Raw genomic sequence first — 19,066 nt, forward strand, 5'->3', positions numbered from 1 at the left:
CAGAGGTGAGAGGGTCGAGAGGCGGCTCTGCGAACAAGGAGAACATCATGAAGTTCATGCTCATCATGCGTGCGAACGACGAGGCCGTCGAGGCATACAAGGAGATGCCGTTCGAACAGGTCATCGAGGCCATGGGCACCTACAACGAGTCGATGATGAAGGCCGGTGTGCTCGTCGCGGGGGAGGGGCTGACCGACGCTGCCGAGGGTTTCGTGGTGGATTTCAGCGCGGAGAAGCCCCTGATCACCGACGGCCCCTACGGCGAGACGAAGGAGCTCTTCAACGGGTTCTGGATCATCGAGGTGTCGTCGCGCGAAGAGGCTGCGGAGTGGGCGAGCCGTGCGCCCCTGGGTGCGGGTTCGTTCCTCGAGGTGCGTCGCGTCACAGGCGTCGAGGACTTCCCGGCCGACAACGAGTGGATCGAGAAGGAAGCCAGCTGGCGCGAAGAGCAGGCCAGACGCGCCCAGCGGTGACGGCAGGGATACGCGGCGATGGACGCCTCCGCAGGCGGGAAGCCTCCGCGTTCCGCCCCCGAAGACGGGGCGGTGGAACGCGCGGTCGCTGCTGTCTGGCGCATCGAATCCGCCCGCATCGTCGGCACGCTCACGCGCACGGTCGGCGACTTCGGGCTCGCAGAGGACCTCGCTCAAGAGGCACTGGTCGATGCGCTGAGACAGTGGCCGGTGGAGGGAGTCCCGCGTAATCCCGGGGCCTGGCTCACCGCGGTCGCGAAGCGCAAAGCGATCGACGGATGGCGCCGTGCGGAGCGCCTGGACGCCAGGGTCGCGGCACTCGCGCACGACCTGGAGCAGGATCGGGCCGCCGCGCCCGAGCTGCTGTGGGATCCGGATGCGGTCGACGACGACGTTCTGCGGCTGGTGTTCATCGCGTGCCACCCCGTGCTCTCGAAGGAGGCGCAGGTCGCGCTGACGCTGCGGGTCGTGGGCGGGCTGTCGAGCGAAGAGATCGCGCGGGCGTTCCTCGTGCCGACGGCGACCGTGCAGCAGCGGATCGTGCGGGCGAAGAAGACGTTGAGCGCCGCCAACGCTCCCTTCGAGATACCGCCGCGTGAAGAGCGGGCGGAGCGGCTCGGGGCGGTCCTCGGCGTGCTGTACCTGATCTTCAACGAGGCGCACGCCGCGAGCACCGGTCCGGACTGGATGCGACCGGAGCTGAGCGATGAGGCGATCCGCTTGGGCCGGGTGCTCGCGGCGCTGATGCCGCGAGAGCCCGAGGTACACGGTCTGCTCGCACTGATGGAGCTCACCGCGGCCCGGTTCGGAGCGCGCGTGGATCGAAACGGCGATCCGGTGCTGTTGGCCGACCAGGACCGGCGCCGGTGGGATCGCGGACGCATCACCCGCGGTCGTGCCTCGCTCGCGACGGCTGATGCTGTCGGGCGCGGACGCGGCGCGTACTGTCTCCAGGCGGCGATCGCCGAGTGTCACGCCGTGGCTGCGAGCGTGGAAGACACGGACTGGGACCGGATCGTGCTGCTCTACGAGGCGCTCGGCCGGATCGCCCCCTCGCCGGTCGTCGAACTCAACCGCGCGGCTGCGGTCGCGATGGCCACGGGCCCGGCCTCCGCGCTCAGGATCATCGATCAGCTGTCATCGTCCGGAGCGTTGCGCGGCTATCACCTGCTTCCCGCCACCCGAGGTGAGCTGCTGCGACGGCTCGGACGCGAAGAAGAAGCGCGGAGCGAGTTCGCGGTGGCCGCAGGTCTCGCCGGCAACGATCGCGAGAGGTCGCTGCTGGAGCGGAAGGCGAGCGGAGCGGCGACCTGAGCCGTCGTGGAGACGCGAAGTGGCCCGCCTCCCTGGGGAGACGGGCCACTTCGAGGAACAGCGGTCAGTTGTTGCCGCGGACGATGGCGATGATGCGCAGGATCTCGACGTAGAGCCAGACCACGGTGACCATGATGCCGAAGGCTCCGAGCCAGCCGTACTTGCGCGGTGCGCCGTTGCGGACGCCCTGCTGGATCTGGTCGAAGTCGAGCACCAGCGAGTACGCCGCCATGATCACGACGAGGACGCCGATGATGACGCCGAGCGGGATGCCCATGATGGTGGCGCTCAGCATGCCGAACGCCTGGTCCTGCGGCAGCACACCGGTCCACATCAGGACCACGTTGAGCAGCGAGAAGACCAGGTAGCCGATCATCGCGATCATGAAGATCTTGGTCGCCTTCTTCGAAGCGCGGATCTTGCCGCTCGCGAAGAGCGCCAGCGTCACGCCGACGACCGAGACGGTGGCGAGCGTCGCCTGGAAGACGATGCCGGGGTAGATGACCTCGAAGAACGCCGAGATACCACCGATGAAGAGGCCTTCGAGGGCGGCATAGGCGAAGATCAGCGCGGGGCGCACCTTCTTGCGCGAGGTGAACGTGATCACCATGGCGAGCACGAAGCCGCCGAGCGCGCCGAGGATCCAGGGGAGCATGTTCGGCTGGAAGGTGCTCTGCGGGTTGTAGGCCGGGACATCGACCCCGCCGAGCGTCCAGACCCAGCCGATGGCCGCGGTGACGAGCAGGATGCCGAACAGACCCGCGGTCTTCCAGACCGTGTCCTCGACCGACATGCGATCGGTCTCGATGGCTCCGGCGGGCGGCGCGGCGTACATGCCCTCGAGCTGTGCGTTGGCAGCGGCGTCCATCGCCCCGTGCTGGAGCGAGGCACTCTGTGCGCCCTGAGCAGCCTGAGGTCCGCCCGGGTAGGTCGCGACGTTGCGCGGATCCTGCTGCTGGAAAGCAGGGTTGTTGAAAGCGAAGTTGCTCATTGGTGGGCCTCACTCCAAAGGTGGGTAGTAGGTCTCTTGCCTCTACGATACTCGGGAGGCACCCCTCCCGGGGTGTTCTACGCTGAGAGCGTGCCCAGGAAATCACCCGTCGTCATCGGGCATCGCGGTGCGCCCGGCTACCGCCCGGAGCACAGCCGCTCCTCCTACGAACTCGCGCTCGCGATGGGGGTGGATGCCGTCGAGCCCGATGTCGTCGCCACGAAGGACGGTGTTCTGGTCGTCCGGCACGAGAACGAGATCTCCGGGACGACCGATGTCGGAGCGCATCCGGAGTTCGCGGACCGCAAGAAGACCAAGCGCGTCGACGGGCAGGCGCTGACCGGGTGGTTCACGGAGGACTTCACGTGGGCCGAGCTGTCGACCCTGCGTGGCCGTGAGCGGCTGCCCGACGTGCGGGCGTCGAGCGCGAGCTTCGACGGCTCCCAGGCGATCCTCCGTCTCCGCGACGTGCTCGACCTCGTGCGGGAAGGGTCTGTCGAGCACGGCCGCGAGATCGGTGTCGTGCTGGAGGTCAAACACGCCACGTACTTCGCGAGCATCGGCCTTGCGCTCGCGCCCCTCATCGAGCAGGAACTGCGCGCGGCGGGATGGGCCGACGGCGAGCTGCCTCTCGTGATCGAGTCCTTCGAGTCGACCGTGCTCGGGGAGATCCGCGAACGGGGTATCGCCGCGACCTACATCTATCTGATCGAGGCGGCGGGGCGGCCGTACGACCGCCTGGCGGTCGAGGGCACGAAGGCGCTGACCTACCGGGCGACCGTCACCTCGAAGGGACTCGACGGCCTCGTCGGTCTCGTCGACGGCATCAGCGTGAGCAAGAAACTGCTGCTCGATCGTGGCAACACCATCGTCTCCGACGCCCATCAACGCGGTCTTCTCGTGTACACCTGGACCTGCCGTCCCGAGAATGCCTTCCTGGCAGCGGAGTTCCGCGGTGCGGGCGGCCGTGGCGCGTACGGCGACTACGAGGCGGAGTGGGATGTCCTCGCGCGGCAGGGTATCGACGGGGTGTTCGTCGACCACCCCGACCTCGGCGTCGCCTTCTTCCGCGGCTGATCCACGGGGCTCGACGCTCGGAGTCGTGGCTCAGAGCGTGCGGTCGAAGGCGCCGCGACGGGTCGAGACGATCTCCTTGCCCAGCGGCATGAGTGAGATCGGAACCATCTTGAAGTCGGCGATGCCCATCGGGATGCCGATGATCGTGACGCACAGCAGGATGCCGGAGACGATGTGACCGATGGCGAGCCACCAGCCGGCCAGGATCACCCAGAGGACGTTGCCGAGGAACGACCCGACGCCCGCGGTCGGCTTGCTGACGACCTCACGTCCGAACGGCCAGATCGCGTAGGCCGCGATGCGGAACGAGGCGATCGCCCAGGGGATCGTGATGATCGGGATGCACAGCAGGATGCCGGCCAGGACGTACCCGAGGAACAGTGCCCAGCCGGCCAGGATGATCCAGATGATGTTGAGGATCGTGCGCATGAGCTGATTGTGTCACTCGCGCGACGTGCTGACTGAGCATCCGCCGCGAGCTCCGGGTGCTCGGTGTTCCAGATGCCAGACTGACCGCATGACCGGAATCGTGGTGCAAGACGTCAGCAGAGCATTCGGGACGGTGCAGGCGGTGCGAGCGGCCTCCCTCCGCGCGGACCCCGGCAGGGTGACCGGACTCGTGGGGCCGAACGGGGCGGGAAAGACGACTCTGCTGCTGATGCTCTCCTCGCTCCTCGCCCCCGACACCGGGACGATCAGCATCGGGGGCGTCGATCCCGCGATCGATCCGCTCGCCGCGCGACGCATGCTCGGCTGGATGCCCGATTCGCTGGGAGCCTGGCCGTCGCTCACCGCCCGCGAGACCCTCGTCACCACCGCCCGCCTGTACGGCATCGAGAAGCCGGACGCGCAGGCCCGCGCCGAACAGCTGCTCGCACTCGTCGGACTCGCCCAGCTGGCCGACTCACCCGCCAAGGTGCTGTCCCGCGGGCAGAAGCAGAAGCTGGGCCTCGCCCGCGCGCTCGTGCACGACCCGCAGGTGCTGCTCCTCGACGAGCCGGCATCCGGACTCGACCCGGAAGCGCGCGTGCAGCTTCGCGGTCTGCTGCGTCGTTTCGCCGCGGAGGGGCGCACCGTGCTGATCTCGAGCCACATCCTCTCCGAGCTGGAGGAGGTCGTCGATGACGCGGTGTTCCTCGTCGCGGGGTCCGTGGTGGAGGCTGCGCCCGCCCAGAGCACAGTGCGACCGTGGCGGGTCCGGCTGGCCGGAGCGACGCCCGAACGGATGAACGCCGACACCTGGCAGGTGGCCTCGAACCTGGGGCTCGCTCCGGAGTCGCTCGTCAGCGACCGCGGCGCGGTGCTGGTCGGGTTCGCCGGTGAGGACGCTGCGGCCCAGTCGCTGCGCCGGCTCGTGGATGCGGGCCTTGCGGTGTCGGAGTTCGCCCCCGCGCAGAGCGACCTGGAGCACACGTTCCTGAATCTGCCGCAGGCGCCGATGCCACCAGCCGCACCGCCGGCACCACCCGCGCCCCCGGCGCCGACCGGAACGGAGGCGGGAGCATGAGCCTCGCGAACATCGGGATCATCGCCCGCCTCGAACTGACCCAGCGCCTGCGGAGTGTGGGGTGGTACGTCCTGCTGGGGGTGTTCGCCCTCATCCTGCTCGGGGTCACCGGGCTCGCGTTCGCCGTGTACTCCTGGGGCGACTTCATCGGCGCAGGCGTCTCCTCGATCGTCGTCAACATCGTCCTTCTGCTCGTGGTGCTGGTGTCGCCGACGCTCAGCGGCAACGCCATCAACGGCGACCGCGATGCCGCCACTCTCGGCGCGATCCAGGTGACCGCGGCCTCGACCGGCGACATCATGCTCGGCAAGCTCCTCGCCGCGGTCGCGACCGGCGGCGCGTTCCTCCTCGTCGCCGTCCCGTTCCTCGCCCTGTCGCTGCTCGGTGGGGGAACGAACCCCCTCGTCCTGCTCGTCTCGCTGCTCGTGCTCGCCGCGGAGATCATCGTGGTCGCCGCGATCGGCGTCGGGCTGAGCGGACTCATCGCGCGCCCGCTCTTCTCGGTCGCGGCGACGTACCTCGTGGTCGCCGCCCTCGTGTTCGGCACGCTCATCGCCTTCGGGCTGGGCGGGATGGCGGTGCGCAGCGAGGGGACCAGCTACTCGCGACCGTACGACGCGAACGGCAACGTCGACTGCGACGAATGGCAGGTCAGCACCATGTACGAGGTTCCCCGGTTCGACCTGGTGTGGTGGGCGCTCGCGGCGAACCCGTTCGTGGTGCTCGCGGATGCGACGCCGACCGAGTTCTCCCCGTCGGGATATCCGGTCGACCTGTTCGGCCAGATCAAGTACGGCGTGCGCGGGGCGCAGCAGTCGCCGCTCGAGCAGCGCTGGGACGACTGTGACCGGGACGGCGGCGGCTATCCCACACCGCAGGAGGTGATCGAGTCGTCGGTGCCGAGCTGGTTCGTGGGTCTCGGGGTGCAGGTCGTGATCGCCGGCTCGCTGTTCGCCGGCGCATGGGCGCGCACACGGACGCCTGCCCGGCGCCTCCCGCCGGGTACCCGCATCGCCTGACACCGGCACGGCGTGACGCCGGGGATGGCGGTCGTGGCAGATCGCCATCCCCCGTTCACCTGCTGTGCACCCGGGGGATTCTCCGCGGCCACGCGGGGTCGGTGGTCTGTTCGGGTACCCGACTGAGCCCCAGGAGTCTCCATGCCCCGCCTGCACCGTGCAGCGGCGGTCACGGCGGTGTGCGCCCTCAGCGCAGCCGCCCTGCTCGCCACCCCCGCCACCGCGATCGGTTCGACCGCTCCCCGTCTCGTCCTGAACGAGATCGTCTACGACGACGCGGCGACCGGCCTCGCCGACCAGGTCGAGATCTACAACGCCGGCACCGACACCGTCGACCTCGACGGGTGGACGATCGCCGATGAGAAGCGCGACAGTTTCGGGGCCGCGCCGGAGGGCGCTTCGCTCGCGCCGGGTGAGTTCCTGGTACTGGTGAAGGACGTCGACTTCGACTTCGGACTCGGCAAGGGCGACGAGGTCGTGCTCTTCGACCCGAGCAGCACCGAGGTCGATTCCTACGCCTACGAGAACACCGCGCCGCTGTCCGTGTGGGCGCGCTGTCCTGACGGCACGGGCGCATGGGCGCCGGCGACGACGGTGACTCCCGGCGCTCCGAATGACTGCGCGGTCGCTCCCATCGCGGGCTCGATCGTCATCAACGAAGTCGACTCGCAGCCCGCCGACTGGGTGGAGTTCCACAACCCCGGAACCGAGGCGCTCGACATCTCGGGCTACGAGATCCGGGACAACTCCGACGACCACCGGTGGCAGTTCCTGCCGGGAACGCAGATCGCGGCGGGTCAGTTCCTCGTCGTCGAAGAGGGCACGATCGGGCTCTCCGGAGGCGTCGAGGTCGCCTTCCGGGAGCCGATCGGCATCGGCAGCGCCGACCGCATCCGCCTCTACGACGCCTCGGGTGCGTTGATCGACGACACGCTCCCATGGCAGGGGCATGCGGCGATCGACGGCGACCTCGCCGCCGCCACCCTCGCTCGCTGCCCCGACGGCGTCGGCTCCTTCGTGCTCGCGTACTCGACCCCCGGTGCCGCGAACTCGTGTGTCATGCCCGAGATCGTGATCAACGAGATCGAGTCGAACGGCGACGCCACCGACTGGGTCGAGGTCGTGAACACGGGCAGCACCGCGGTCGACCTCTCCGGGTGGACCGTCATGGACAGCGATCCGACCGGACACGCGGACGAGACAACGCCACTCCCCGCCGGCACGATGCTGCAGCCCGGGGGCTACTTCGTCTTCGACCAGCCGGCGAACTTCGTGTTCGGGCTCGGCAACGGCGACACCGTGACGATCCGTGATGCGAACGGCAACACGGTCGACGAGCACGTCTACGTCGCGCATGCCGCAGGCGTCCTCGCCCGCTGTGCGGACGGCACCGGCGACTTCGTCGACATCGCGGTCTCGACCAAGGGGCTCCGCAACGCCTGCGGCAACCCGGTGCGCATCAACGAGGTCGAATCAGACGGCGGCTCGCCGGACGATTGGGTGGAGCTCGTGAATCCGACGAGCACCGAGCTCGACGTGTCGGGTGTCGTGGTGAAGGACGACGATGACTCCCATGCGTATGCGATCCCGGCGGGGACCCGCATCGGTGCAGGGGAGTACCTCGTGATCGAGCGGGCGCAGCTCGGGTTCGGTCTCGGTGCCGGCGACGCGGTGCGTCTGTTCGACGGCGGCCTGCTCATCGACGAGACCACGTGGGGTGAGGATCACGCCGCCACCACCTGGGGGCGCTGCCCCGACACGACCGGGACGTTCGCCGTCACTGCGGAGTCCACCAAGGGCGCACCGAATGTGTGCGCCGGCGAGGTCGCCGTGTCACCGTGGCCGGGTTCCGCCGAGGTGCGCGTGGTGGACAGCATCCCGACGTTCCTCGAGGACAGCTCCGGGCTCGACGTGCAGGAGACCGCCGACGGTGCGTTCCTGTGGGCGGTCGACAACGGCGAGGGGCGTATCTGGAAGCTCGAGGCGCATGCCGACGGTTCGGTCGAGATGGTCGACGGCTGGGAAGCGGGCAAGCGCGTGCGCTTCCAGAGGGACGCTGCGAATCCGGGTGCCGCGGGTCCCGACACCGAGGGCATCACGGTCGACGGAGACGGCTTCGTGTATGTGGCATCCGAACGCGACAACAGTGCGAAGGGCGTCAATCAGAACGTCGTGCTCAAGGTCGATCCCGAGGCCTCGAACGGCGACCTCCTCGCGCAGCAGGAGTGGGATCTCACCATGCTGCTCCCTGCCGTGGGGGCGAACCTCGGTATGGAGGCCGTGCAGTGGGTTCCCGATACCGCCCTCGCCGGGAAGCTCTTCGACGACGTGTCGGGCGCGGCGTATGACCCGGACGACTACGCAGGTCACGGCGACGGGCTGTTCTTCGTCGCGGTCGAGGACAACGGCCACGTCTACGCCTTCGCGCTCGCATCCGACGGTTCGGCGACGCTGGTGTCGGAGATGGCTCCCGGCCTTCCCGGGGTCATGGCGCTCGACTACGACACCGTGCGCAACACCCTGTGGGCCATGTGCGACGACGGCTGCCAGGGACGTTCGGCCGAGATCACGCTGAACGGCACCGCACAGCCGGACATCGCGCACTATGCCCGTGCCGTCGGTCTGCCCGACATCAACAACGAGGGCTTCGCGACCGCACCGGCCTCGTTGTCGGTCGACGGGCAGCGCCCGGTGTGGTGGTTCGCCGACGGCTTCGCCTCCGAGGCGCTGCGCACCGGCACGCTCCCGGGTGCCGGCGGTGGTACGCCCGGCGGCGAGACCCCGCCGCTCCCGGGGACGGATCTCACGGACGACAACCGCAACGGGCTGACGGTGAACCCGTCGGTCGCGACTCGTGGGCAGGAGGTCACGATCTCGGTCGGTTCCGCGGGCGCGGGCACGGACGTGGCGGTGTGGATGTACTCCGAGCCGATGCGTATCGCCTCGGGAACGCTCACGACCGCGGGGGCCATCACGGCGACCATCCCGGCCGACGCTCCCCTCGGCGCCCACCGGATCGCCGTGTTCGATGCGAGCGGTGGACTCCTCGGCTGGGCGGACCTCCGTGTCGCGGCGGGCGCAGGGGCAGGGGCAGCGGCAGCGGCGGGTGGACTGGCGACGACCGGCTCCGAGCTCCCTCTCGCCGCCGTCGCGTTGGCGCTGATGCTCCTCACGGCCGGCGCGGTGGCAGTCCGCCGCCGGAGACGCGACGCCTGAGCACGCCGGCACGGGGTGCGTCCCGGCACCCCGTGCCGTGGTGTCGGTGCCGACGCCTAGACTCATAAGGCCATGACCGAAGCTCCTCTCATCGTCCCCGGATCCGCCGGCCCCCGCACCTCCGAGGCGGAGGGACAGGACGAACTCCTCGCCGGCCTGAACCCGCAACAGCTCGAGGCCGTCACCTATCGCGGTCCTGCCCTGCTCATCGTCGCGGGAGCGGGGTCGGGCAAGACGAGCGTGCTCACGCGACGTATCGCCTCGCTGTTGCGCTCACGCGAAGCCTGGCCGAGCCAGATCCTCGCGATCACCTTCACGAACAAGGCAGCCGGCGAGATGCGCGAGCGCGTCGAAGGGCTGATCGGCGACGCCGCCCGGGGCATGTGGATCTCGACGTTCCACTCCGCCTGCGTCCGCATCCTCCGCCGCGAAGCCCAGCAGTTCGGCTACACGAAGTCTTTCACGATCTACGACTCCGGCGACTCGCGCGCTCTGCTCAAGCGACTGGTCAAGGAGCACGAGGCGGACGCCTACGGACTGACCCCCGCCTCGGTGCAGTCGCGCATCTCGAAGCTCAAGAACGAGCTGTCCGACGCCGAGTCCTATGCGCGCCAGGCCAACATGAGCGATCCCGCCGAGCGCGTGTTCGTCGAGGTGTTCGCCGACTACCAGCGGCAGCTGCAGAAGGCCAACGCCTTCGATTTCGACGACCTCATCGGTCAGACGGTGTACCTGTTCCGCGCGTTCCCGCAGGTCGCCGACACCTACCGTCGTCGCTTCCGGCACATCCTGGTCGACGAGTATCAGGACACCAACCACGCGCAGTATGCGCTGATCCATGAGTTGACCAGGCCCGTGTCGGGCGCCGGCGGAGCATCTCCCGAACCGTATGCCTCGAACGGCATGATGATCTTCGAGCCCGATCCCGCGCCCGCTGCGGATGCCGGTGAGTCCGGTGCCTCGCTCACGGTGGTCGGCGACTCCGACCAGTCGATCTACGCCTTCCGCGGCGCTGACATCCGCAACATCAGCGAGTTCGAACGCGATTTCCCCGGTGCCCGCGTCGTGCTTCTCGAGCAGAACTACCGTTCGACGCAGAACATCCTCTCCGCCGCGAACGCCGTGATCGGCAACAACTTCGACCGCAAAGACAAGAAGCTCTGGAGCGACAAGGGCGACGGCGATCCGATCATCGGCTTCACCGGCTACTCGCAGCACGACGAAGCCCAGTTCGTCGCCGACGAGGTCGAGGCCCTGCACCGTGCGGGCATGCCCTACTCCGAGATAGCGGTGTTCTACCGCACCAACTCCCAGTCCCGTGCGCTGGAGGAGATCTTCATCCGCTCGGCGGTGCCGTACAAGATCATGGGCGGCACGAAGTTCTACGACCGCGCCGAGATCAAGGACGCGCTCGCCTATCTCGTCGCGGTGGCGAATCCGGCCGACGAGATGTCGGTGCGCCGCATCCTGAACAAGCCGCGCCGAGGCATCGGCGACGTGACCGAGACGGCGATCGCTCGCTTCGCCGAAGAGCAGGGCATCAGCTTCCGTGACGCGCTGTCGATGCCGGCTCAGCTCGGCGTCGGACCGAAGATCCAGTCGGCGATCGGACAGCTCGATGCGGTACTGGCCGAAGCCAGTGCGATCCTGACCCCGGCCAGCGGCGAGCTCCCACCGCCCACGGCCGTCGCCGACGGACTGAGCCTGCTGTTGGGCAAGAGCGGCTACCTCGACGCCCTGCGCGCGAGTCGTGATCCGCAGGACGAGGCGCGCGTCGAGAACCTCGACGAGTTCGTGGCGGTGGCCCGCGACTTCGCACGCAACAACCCCGAAGGCACGATCGTCGACTTCCTCACCGAAGTGGCCTTGGTGTCGGACGCCGATGACCTCGACGACGAATCCGGTTCGGTCTCGCTCATGACGATGCACACGGCGAAGGGTCTCGAGTACGACGCCGTGTTCGTCACGGGCGTCGAAGAAGACCTGATCCCGCATCGCATCTCGGCCGGGGAGCCGGGCGGACCGCAGGAGGAGCGTCGGCTCTTCTACGTCGGCATCACACGAGCGCGCAAGCGGCTGCACCTGTCGCTCGCGATGACCAGGGCCCAGTTCGGCGAAGTGACCGTCGCGATGCCCAGTCGCTTCTTGCAGGAGATCCCCTCGGGACTCATCGACTGGCGTCAGTCACCCGGCGACGTGAACTCGCGCGGGGGGATGCAGTCCCGCGCCCTCAACGCGCGACGCCAGGGCGGATTCGGCGGTTCGGGCTCCGGATCGGGCGATCGCTTCGCCGTCAAGGCGCTTCCCGGTCGAGATTCCCTCAAGCCGCTGTCGACGGCGATGGACAAGTTCCCCAATCGCGTCACGGCCAAGATGCGCGACAACGGCGATCTCGAGCTCGCCGCCGGTGACCGCATCCGTCACGTCGACTTCGGCGAGGGGCGGGTCGATGCGGTGACGGGCGAGGGCGCGAAGCGCATCGCTCATGTGCGATTCGACGCGTCAGGGCAGAAGAAGCTCCTCATCAAGGTCGCACCGATCGAGAAGATCTGACCTCCGGTCCCCGGCGAAACACTGACCGGATTGCCGGTTAGGCTGGCTGATATGGCCCTCTTCTCCCGCCGCAAGAAGTCCGGTGACGATGCCGTCGCCCCCACCGCCGACGCCGTCGAGACGGAAGCAGGGGCGCTCGACTCCGACGCCGTGGTCGCCGACGAAGCCTCGGCTGACGCCGGTGCCGTCGACGCCGGTGCCGTCGACGCCGGTGCCGTCGACGCCGGTGCCGTCGACGCCCCCTCGATCGGCATCTCCGTGCAGGCCTTCCGCGGCGTCGGCGCCGAGGCCGGTCCGGAGGTGGCGCTGCCCAGCGCCGAGACGGCGCCCGCGGCGGCCCCTGCTGCGCCTCGCGCACCGCAGGCCCCGACGGCGCCACAGGAAGAGCCCCAGGAACGACGTCTGCCCCTTGCGTCGCCGCTGCCGCCGGAGCAGACCGAGACCGTCGCCGGGATGAAGGACAACGTCCTGCTCCGGGAGGCGCTCACCGAGATCGAAGCGGGGGCGACCAACGAGCAGCTGTTGGGCGTGATGCGCCAGGCGCTCCAGGGACACCTCTACATCCGCGTGAACGGTGACGCCCGCGCGCAGATCAGCGAGGGCAAGCCCCTCTCCGTCGCCGTCGTCCGCGACAACGACGACCGCCAGTTCATGCTCGCTTTCAGCTCGGCGTCCGCCGTCCGCGACTCCGTGCAGCTCGAGCCGGACCCGGCTGCGACCTCCGCCGTCGCGCAGCCCGTGACGTCGGTGCTGCAGCAGGTCGTGGCGGGGGACTTCGCAGGGCTCATCGTCGACAACGCGTCCGCCCCTCACCGCGTGGTCTTCCCGACCGAGTTGCTGCAGAAGACGCTCGACCAGGCCGACGTCGACATGACCGTGAAGTCGATCCTGGCAGCGCCCCGTGCCCAGGATTCGGCTGTCAAGGTCGGAGAGGCCCTGGCGACCAAGCGCATGTGGGTGGCGGTCAACGACGGCTCCGGCAGCGGCCAGGTCGGCATCGCCGAGGCCCGGACCCCCGACGGGCGACGGTTCCTTCAGCTCTTCTCGCACCCGCTCGAGGTCATCGCGCTCGGCCGGGGTGACCGTCCGCTCCCGTTCGAGCCGACGCAGCTCGCGAAGGTCCTCACGAGTCACTCCGAGATGGGTGGCGTGATCGTCGACCCCGCGGGCCCGTCGATCATCGTCGAGCGGGATGCCCTCACGCCGGTCCTGGTGCTCGCGGTCGACCTCGGCGACTGACCGGCACCGTCGCTCCTGCGGGCGGGCGCGGGGTTCCGTCCGGCTGAGCATCGCTCTAGGGTCGGAGCATGGCCTCAGAACGTGTGACCCTGACCGTGGTCGACTCGGACGGAGAGCGGGAGGTCGCGCTCTCCAGTCCCAACAGGGTGGTGTGGCCGGACCTCGGGATCACGAAGGCCGAGCTCGCCGACTACGTGCAGCAAGTCTCGGTGCCCTTCCTCGCGGCGAACGGGAACCGGCCGGTGTCGCTGGAGCGCTTCCGTGACGGCGTCGGTCCCTCGGGCGGCCCGAAGGCGGAGGGATTCTTCTCGAAGAACCCGCCCAAGGGCACTCCGGACTACGTCGATGCGGTGACCGTGACCTACAACAGCGGACGCCGGCATCCGCAGATCGTGCTGAACCGCTCGAGCGCGATCGTCTGGGCGGTCCAGATGAACACGATCGTGTTCCACCCCTGGGCATCGCTCGCGACCGACGCCGACGACCCGGTCGAGCTGCGCATCGACCTGGACCCGCAGCCGGGGACGGATTTCGCGGACGCGGTGACGGCCGCGCACACGCTACGTGAAGTGCTGCGTGAGGCGGGCCTGGAGGCGTTCGCCAAGACCAGCGGCAACCGCGGACTGCACGTGTTCGCGCCGATCGAGCCGACCCATGAGTTCCTCGATGTGCGTCATGCCGTGATCGCGGCGGGGCGTGAACTGGAGCGTCGGATGCCGGATCAGGTCACGACGAACTGGTGGAAGGAGGAGCGCGGGGAGCGGATCTTCGTCGACTTCAACCAGGCGAACCGCGACCGCACGATGGCCGGTGCCTACAGCCCTCGCGCGCTGCCGGGAGCGACGGTGTCGACGCCGGTGGCCTGGGAGGAACTCGACGGGCTGGATCCGCGGACGTTCACGGTGCGCACGATTCCGCAGCGCCTGGATGAGATCGGCGATCCCTGGGTGACCATGCAGGAGACAGCGGGCCGGATCGACACCCTGCTGGCCTGGTGGGAGCGGGACAAGGAGAACGGGCTGGGGGAGCTGCCGTTTCCCCCGGAGTTCCCGAAGATGCCGGGAGAGCCGCCTCGCGTGCAGCCCAGCAAGAAGGTCGCGGCCAACTGGGAGGACGACGGCACTCCTGCCGAGAAGGGGTGAGCGCGTTCAGCGGAGGACGTCGGCGAGGTCGTAGCCTGCGACGGTGTCGAGCTGGTCGTATGTGCACGAGCGGGCGTCGCGATCCGGCCGCCAGCGCTCGAACTGCACGGTGTGACGGAAGCGGGCACCTTCGAGCTGGTCGTAGCGCACCTCGAGCACACGCTCCGGGCGCAGCCGGACGAACGAGACATCCGTTCCACCGCTGAATCGCGAGCGCTCACCCTCCGCGGTCACCGCTTCGCCCGCGTCGTCACGTTCCACCAGGGGGGCGAGTTCCTCGACGAGCTCGTGCCGTCGCACGTCGGTCCAGGCCGCGACGCCACCGACCTGACGGAGCACACCGTCGTCTCCGTACAGTCCCACCAGCAGTGAACCGACCCCCGAACCCGACTTGTGGACGCGGTAGCCGAGTGCGACCACGTCGGCGGTGCGCGCGTGCTTGACCTTGAACAGCGTGCGCTTGCCCGGGGCGTAGGGCTGCGCGAGCGGCTTGGCGACGACCCCGTCGAGGCCTGCGCCTTCGAACTCCGCGAGCCAGCGGACGGCCGCATCGTGATCCCTCGTCGTCCTGGTGAGGTGAAGCGGATGCTCCACGGATGCCAGGAGCGCCTCGAGGCGCGTCCGCCGGGACTCGAAGGGCTCGGTGAGGAGGTCGTCGTCGCCGGCGGCGAGCAGGTCGAAGGCGATGAACATCGCCGGGGTCGAGGCCGCGAGCGTGGCGACACGGGAGGCTGCGGGGTGGATGCGCTGACTCAGCGCCTCCCAGTCCAGGCGCTGGGATCCCGGCGCGCCGGTGGCGACGACGATCTCGCCGTCGAGCAGGCACGGACCGGGGAGCAGCTCGGGGATGGCCTCGACCAGCTCCGGGAAGTAGCGCGTGAGAGGCTTCGCTCCGCGTGAGCCGATCTCGACGGTCTCGCCGTCCCAGGCGATGAGCCCGCGGAAGCCGTCCCATTTCGGCTCGTACAGGAGTCCGCCCTGAACCTTCTCCGGAGGAGGAACCGTGGGGACCGCCTTGGCGAGCATCGGCGCGGGGATCTCGTAGCGCATGCTCCCATCCTGGTCCTCGGCGGTGCGGGGCGGAAGAGTGGGGTGGGTGTTCACGTCTCCGCAGAAACCGATGATGATTGCGGCGGTTCCCCCATGATTCTCAGGGCTACGGGGGCAGCGCGTCCCGTTCTTGAGGAGTCGTGAACGTGCTCAGTCGAACAGATCGGACAGTGTCGCGGTCGAGCCGGCGTCGTGCAGCGCCGTGCGGGCGGCATGCCAACCGGCCATGCCGTTGACGGACGGGCCCGGAGGAGTCGAGGCGGAGGCCAGGTAGACGCCCGGCATCGGGGTACGCCACGGGGCAGGGGAGAGTATCGGTCGACGAAGGGCCTGACGCATGTCGAACATCCCGCCGGAGATGTCGCCGCCGATCTCCGCGGGATTGATCGCCTCGCGCGACGACGCCGGCACCGCGTGGTGGGCGAGGACGAGGTCGCGGAACCCCGGGGCGAACCGTTCGACCTGCGCGGTGATGAGCTCCGTGGGATCGAGGTCGGAGCTCGGCGGCACGTGGATGTACGCCCAGAGCACGGCCTTGCCCGTGGGCGCACGGGAGTCGTCGAGCACGGACGGCTGCACGGCGAGGACGAAAGGACGCTCGCTGACCCTTCCGGCCGCGACCGCGTTCTCGCTCGCCCACACCTCGGCTCTGGTGCCGCCGAGGTGCACGGTAGCAGCCTGTCCGACCTCGGGGTTCGTCCAGGGAACGGGGCCGTCCAGGGCGAAGTCGACCTTCGCCGCACCGGGCCCGTAGCGATAGGTGCCGATGGCCCGGGCATAGCTCGGCGGAACGTCGGAGTGCGTGAGGGCGAGTCGGGGAGATGTGTTCAGGATCAGCAGGTCGCCCCGCCGCGGGTCGCCCCAGTCCAGCCTCTCGAGGTCCGTGACCCGCGCACCGGTCTCGACGGCCCCACCGTGCGCCTCGAGGTCGGCGACCAGGGCATCGGCGATCCGTTGCGCACCACCGCGTGGAAGAGGCCAGCCTCCGGCGTGCCCCAGGGCAGCCAGCAGGAGGCCGGCCGCGGCCCCCGCGAGGGAGGGGAGCGGCGCGTTGCCGTGAGCGACGGCCCCCGCCAGGAGCGCAGCAGCCTCTTCCGTGCGGAAAGAGGAAGCGGCCAGCGGAGTGCCCTGTTCGAGCATCCGGATCGCATAGCGCAGGGCGGTCAACGGATCCCGGGGGACTCGGAGCAGCTGATCGCCCGTGAAGTCCACGACGCCGTCGATGTGCGCGGTCAACGGCCGGATGCGGGTGCGCCAGGCATCGCCGTCCGCCCCGAGCGCGGTCGCCGTCCGGTCGAGGTCGCGCCAGGCGATCGCCGCCCTTCCGCCGTCGAGCGGGTGCGCATAGGAGGCCTCGGGGCGGAGCCACTCCAGACGCCGTTCGAGACCGAATGCCTGGAAGAAGGGTGAGGCCAGGGCGGTCGGGTGCACGGTGGAGCAGACGTCGTGCCGGAACCCCGCAAGCGTCGACTCGGCCGTGCGGAGGCCGCCCCCGACCGTGTCGGCCGCTTCGAGCACCTGCACCGCGTACCCGGCGCGCGCGAGGGTCACCGCGGCGGCGAGCCCGTTGGGACCGGAACCGATGATCGTCGCCCGCGCCATTCCGCCAGTCTGGCACGCCGCCACCGCCGACACGGTCGAGAACTCCTCTCCCGGCGTGCGATCCTGGAGGAGATGAAAGAAGTTCAGGGGCCGACCCCCGCAGGCACCTCCCGTCCCTACCGCTCCCTCCCCGAAGCGCTGCGCGCGCACCGGATCGACCCGTCGAACCATGCGTTCATCACGGCCATCGTCGAGGCGATCGGGATCAGCTCGTTCATCGACCGCGGGCGCTACATCGAGGCGATCCGTCGCGGCGAGGGCGCATCCCTGCACATCGGTCGCACGTACACGAACGGCTTCACGGAAGATGAGCGGATCGTGGTGGGCGCGGCGCCTCTTCGCCTGCAGCCGAGCGAGGGGCGCGCGCCGTACTTCTACGTGAGCCACCCGAGCGAGTTCATCCCGCTCTCGCCGGCGCGCGCCGCCAAGCGCACGACGACTCCACGCGTCGCGGCGCCCCGCGCCGAGAAGGCACCGAAGCCGGTCGAGGAACGCGACTACGGCGTGTGCGACGAGTGCTTCATGGTGAAGACCCCGTCCGGCGGCTGCGGCTGCGGCTGAGCGTGACGCCGCTTCGAATCGCGCAAAGGGCTCCGAAATCGGCGTCAAACGGGCAACTTGCGCGATTCGAAAGCTGGGGCCTCAGGCGAACGCACTCATCCCGGTGATGTCGCGGCCGAGCAGCAGTGCCTGGACGCTCTCGGTTCCCTCGTACGTGTGGATGGCCTCGATGTCGGCCATGTGCTGCATGACACCGTTCTCGAGCAGGATGCCGTTACCGCCGAGCAGGTCGCGAGCGGTCGATGCGATGCGTCGCGCGGCACGGGTGTTGTGGAACTTCGCGAGCGAGGCCTGGGTCGGGCGCAGCTCGCCCGCCGTCTCGAGGTCGGCCATCCGCCGGCAGTACAACTGCATGGCGGTGAGGTCCTCGAGCATGTGGGTGAGCCGCTCCTGCACCATCTGGAACTTCGCGAGCGGCTTCCCGAACTGCACCCGCTGCATGGCGTAGGCCAGCGCCGCCTCGTAGCAGGCCGTCGCATGTCCGAGCGCGGACCACGCGACACCCGAGCGGGTCGCGTACAGCACGGTCGATGCGTCCTTGAAGCTCGTGGTCCCCGGCAGGACGGCATCCAGCGGCACCCGAACGTCGTCGAGGACGATGTGCGCCTGGTGGATCGCGCGCAGCGAGGCCTTGCCCCGGATCACACTGCCCGTGTACCCGGGGGTCTCCTGCTCGACGAGGAAACAGCGCACGGCGCCGTGTTCGGCGGCGCCCTCGTCGTCGACGCGTGCCCACACGAACGTGATCCCGCCGGAGGCGCCGTTGCCGATCCACTTCTTCGTGCCGCGGATGACCCAGGTGTCGCCGTCGCGGCGGGCCACCGTCTCGAGCGAGACCGAGTCGGAGCCGTGGTCGGGTTCGGTCAGCGCGAACGAGCCGAGCACAGAGCCGTCGGCGAGTGCCGTGAGCCATCGGTCCTGCTGGGCGGGGGAGCCGAACAGGGCGAGGGTCCGCAGCGCGAGGCCGCCCTGCACCGCGAGGATCGTGCCCAGCGATCCGTCGCCGCGCGAGATCTCCATGTTCACGAGGCCGGCGGCGAGCGGGGACAGGCGCGTGAGTGCGGGGTGCTGGATGCCGTCGACCACGAGGTCCATCTCGCCCATCCGGCGAGCGGCGTCGAGCGGGTACTCCGCGCGATCCCACGCGTCCGCCATCTGCGCAGCGACCTCGTCGGTGTAGGACTTCGCCCGATCCCACGCCTCGCGGTCGGCGGTGGGGATGTCGGCGAAGACGGCGTAGTAGTCGCTGTCTCGACGTCCGGTGATGTCGTAGGACGAGACACGCTCGCCGGGGAACGGTGCGGCTTCGATGCTCATGGGGC

The 19,066-nt window shown here is 69.3% G+C and carries 15 protein-coding genes; 10 read left to right on the forward strand and 5 right to left on the reverse strand.

The window, feature by feature from the left end; all coding sequences use genetic code 11:
- The first annotated feature begins 47 nt into the window (after positions 1-47).
- The gene (locus LC041_RS06395) at positions 48-473 is read left to right on the forward strand and encodes a YciI family protein (protein ID WP_226532185.1); all 426 of its coding nucleotides are present in this window, start codon (positions 48-50) and stop codon (positions 471-473) included.
- A gap of 18 nt (positions 474-491) precedes the next feature.
- The gene (locus LC041_RS06400; RefSeq protein ID WP_226532186.1) at positions 492-1,787 is read left to right on the forward strand and encodes an RNA polymerase sigma factor; all 1,296 of its coding nucleotides are present in this window, start codon (positions 492-494) and stop codon (positions 1,785-1,787) included.
- A gap of 64 nt (positions 1,788-1,851) precedes the next feature.
- On the opposite strand, the gene LC041_RS06405 is transcribed toward LC041_RS06400, so the two are convergent.
- Positions 1,852-2,778 carry a Bax inhibitor-1/YccA family protein gene (locus LC041_RS06405; protein ID WP_226532187.1) on the reverse strand — a complete coding sequence of 309 codons (927 nt, stop codon included), beginning with the start codon at positions 2,776-2,778 and terminating at the stop codon, positions 1,852-1,854.
- Between the two features lie 90 nt (positions 2,779-2,868).
- On the opposite strand from LC041_RS06405, the gene LC041_RS06410 reads away from it, so the two are divergent.
- Positions 2,869-3,855, forward strand: a complete 987-nt coding sequence (locus tag LC041_RS06410) for a glycerophosphodiester phosphodiesterase family protein (RefSeq protein WP_226532189.1) — start codon at positions 2,869-2,871, stop codon at positions 3,853-3,855.
- Between the two features lie 30 nt (positions 3,856-3,885).
- Here LC041_RS06410 and LC041_RS06415 read toward each other — a convergent pair whose 3' ends face one another.
- Positions 3,886-4,284, reverse strand: coding sequence for a YccF domain-containing protein (locus LC041_RS06415; protein ID WP_226532190.1), 399 nt, complete (start codon positions 4,282-4,284; stop codon positions 3,886-3,888).
- A gap of 88 nt (positions 4,285-4,372) precedes the next feature.
- On the opposite strand from LC041_RS06415, the gene LC041_RS06420 reads away from it, so the two are divergent.
- The 6 genes from LC041_RS06420 to ligD all read left to right on the forward strand — a co-directional run bounded on the left by LC041_RS06420 (position 4,373) and on the right by ligD (position 14,531).
- Positions 4,373-5,362, forward strand: coding sequence for an ABC transporter ATP-binding protein (locus tag LC041_RS06420; protein ID WP_226532191.1), 990 nt, complete (start codon positions 4,373-4,375; stop codon positions 5,360-5,362).
- Positions 5,359-6,381: an ABC transporter permease gene (locus tag LC041_RS06425; protein WP_226532192.1), complete on the forward strand. Its 1,023-nt coding sequence runs from the start codon at positions 5,359-5,361 to the stop codon at positions 6,379-6,381. Before LC041_RS06420 ends, LC041_RS06425 begins: the two co-directional genes overlap by 4 nt.
- A gap of 141 nt (positions 6,382-6,522) precedes the next feature.
- The gene (locus tag LC041_RS06430) at positions 6,523-9,597 is read left to right on the forward strand and encodes a lamin tail domain-containing protein (protein WP_226532193.1); all 3,075 of its coding nucleotides are present in this window, start codon (positions 6,523-6,525) and stop codon (positions 9,595-9,597) included.
- A 72-nt stretch (positions 9,598-9,669) separates the two neighbouring features.
- On the forward strand, positions 9,670-12,150 hold the full coding sequence (locus LC041_RS06435) for an ATP-dependent helicase (RefSeq protein WP_226532196.1): 2,481 nt from the start codon (positions 9,670-9,672) through the stop codon (positions 12,148-12,150).
- Positions 12,151-12,201: 51 nt separating this feature from the next.
- On the forward strand, positions 12,202-13,389 hold the full coding sequence (locus LC041_RS06440; RefSeq protein WP_264188990.1) for an SseB family protein: 1,188 nt from the start codon (positions 12,202-12,204) through the stop codon (positions 13,387-13,389).
- 68 nt (positions 13,390-13,457) lie between these two features.
- A complete protein-coding gene (ligD, locus tag LC041_RS06445) occupies positions 13,458-14,531 on the forward strand; it encodes a non-homologous end-joining DNA ligase (RefSeq protein ID WP_226532200.1) in 1,074 nt (357 codons plus the stop codon).
- Between the two features lie 6 nt (positions 14,532-14,537).
- Here the strand turns inward: ligD and LC041_RS06450 are convergent, their stop codons facing one another.
- Entirely contained in the window at positions 14,538-15,581 is a 1,044-nt protein-coding gene (locus LC041_RS06450) for an ATP-dependent DNA ligase (RefSeq protein WP_226532201.1), read from the reverse strand.
- 150 nt (positions 15,582-15,731) lie between these two features.
- A complete protein-coding gene (locus tag LC041_RS06455; protein ID WP_226532202.1) occupies positions 15,732-17,183 on the reverse strand; it encodes a phytoene desaturase family protein in 1,452 nt (483 codons plus the stop codon).
- Between the two features lie 72 nt (positions 17,184-17,255).
- Here LC041_RS06455 and LC041_RS06460 point away from each other — a divergent pair, with 72 nt between their 5' ends.
- Positions 17,256-17,744 (forward strand): hypothetical protein, encoded by a 489-nt coding sequence (locus LC041_RS06460; protein WP_226532203.1) that lies wholly within the window; start codon positions 17,256-17,258, stop codon positions 17,742-17,744.
- 81 nt (positions 17,745-17,825) lie between these two features.
- Here the strand turns inward: LC041_RS06460 and LC041_RS06465 are convergent, their stop codons facing one another.
- Complete coding sequence (locus tag LC041_RS06465) at positions 17,826-19,061, reverse strand: acyl-CoA dehydrogenase family protein (protein ID WP_226532204.1); 1,236 nt, start codon at positions 19,059-19,061, stop codon at positions 17,826-17,828.
- Positions 19,062-19,066: the final 5 nt, after the last annotated feature.

Origin of the sequence: Microbacterium paraoxydans (assembly GCF_020524545.1) — a bacterium.
GTDB lineage: Bacteria > Actinomycetota > Actinomycetes > Actinomycetales > Microbacteriaceae > Microbacterium > Microbacterium paraoxydans_C.

Excerpts from the sequence above, each read along its gene's own strand:
- LC041_RS06395 (WP_226532185.1), top strand. The coding sequence starts at position 48 with ATGAAGTTCATGCTCATCATGCGTGCGAACGACGAGGCCGTCGAGGCA.
- LC041_RS06400 (WP_226532186.1), top strand. The coding sequence starts at position 492 with ATGGACGCCTCCGCAGGCGGGAAGCCTCCGCGTTCCGCCCCCGAAGAC.
- LC041_RS06405 (WP_226532187.1), bottom strand. The coding sequence starts at position 2,778 with ATGAGCAACTTCGCTTTCAACAACCCTGCTTTCCAGCAGCAGGATCCG.
- LC041_RS06415 (WP_226532190.1), bottom strand. The coding sequence starts at position 4,284 with ATGCGCACGATCCTCAACATCATCTGGATCATCCTGGCCGGCTGGGCA.
- LC041_RS06420 (WP_226532191.1), top strand. The coding sequence starts at position 4,373 with ATGACCGGAATCGTGGTGCAAGACGTCAGCAGAGCATTCGGGACGGTG.
- LC041_RS06425 (WP_226532192.1), top strand. The coding sequence starts at position 5,359 with ATGAGCCTCGCGAACATCGGGATCATCGCCCGCCTCGAACTGACCCAG.
- LC041_RS06430 (WP_226532193.1), top strand. The coding sequence starts at position 6,523 with ATGCCCCGCCTGCACCGTGCAGCGGCGGTCACGGCGGTGTGCGCCCTC.
- LC041_RS06435 (WP_226532196.1), top strand. The coding sequence starts at position 9,670 with ATGACCGAAGCTCCTCTCATCGTCCCCGGATCCGCCGGCCCCCGCACC.
- LC041_RS06440 (WP_264188990.1), top strand. The coding sequence starts at position 12,202 with ATGGCCCTCTTCTCCCGCCGCAAGAAGTCCGGTGACGATGCCGTCGCC.
- ligD (WP_226532200.1), top strand. The coding sequence starts at position 13,458 with ATGGCCTCAGAACGTGTGACCCTGACCGTGGTCGACTCGGACGGAGAG.
- LC041_RS06450 (WP_226532201.1), bottom strand. The coding sequence starts at position 15,581 with ATGCGCTACGAGATCCCCGCGCCGATGCTCGCCAAGGCGGTCCCCACG.
- LC041_RS06455 (WP_226532202.1), bottom strand. The coding sequence starts at position 17,183 with ATGGCGCGGGCGACGATCATCGGTTCCGGTCCCAACGGGCTCGCCGCC.
- LC041_RS06460 (WP_226532203.1), top strand. The coding sequence starts at position 17,256 with ATGAAAGAAGTTCAGGGGCCGACCCCCGCAGGCACCTCCCGTCCCTAC.
- LC041_RS06465 (WP_226532204.1), bottom strand. The coding sequence starts at position 19,061 with ATGAGCATCGAAGCCGCACCGTTCCCCGGCGAGCGTGTCTCGTCCTAC.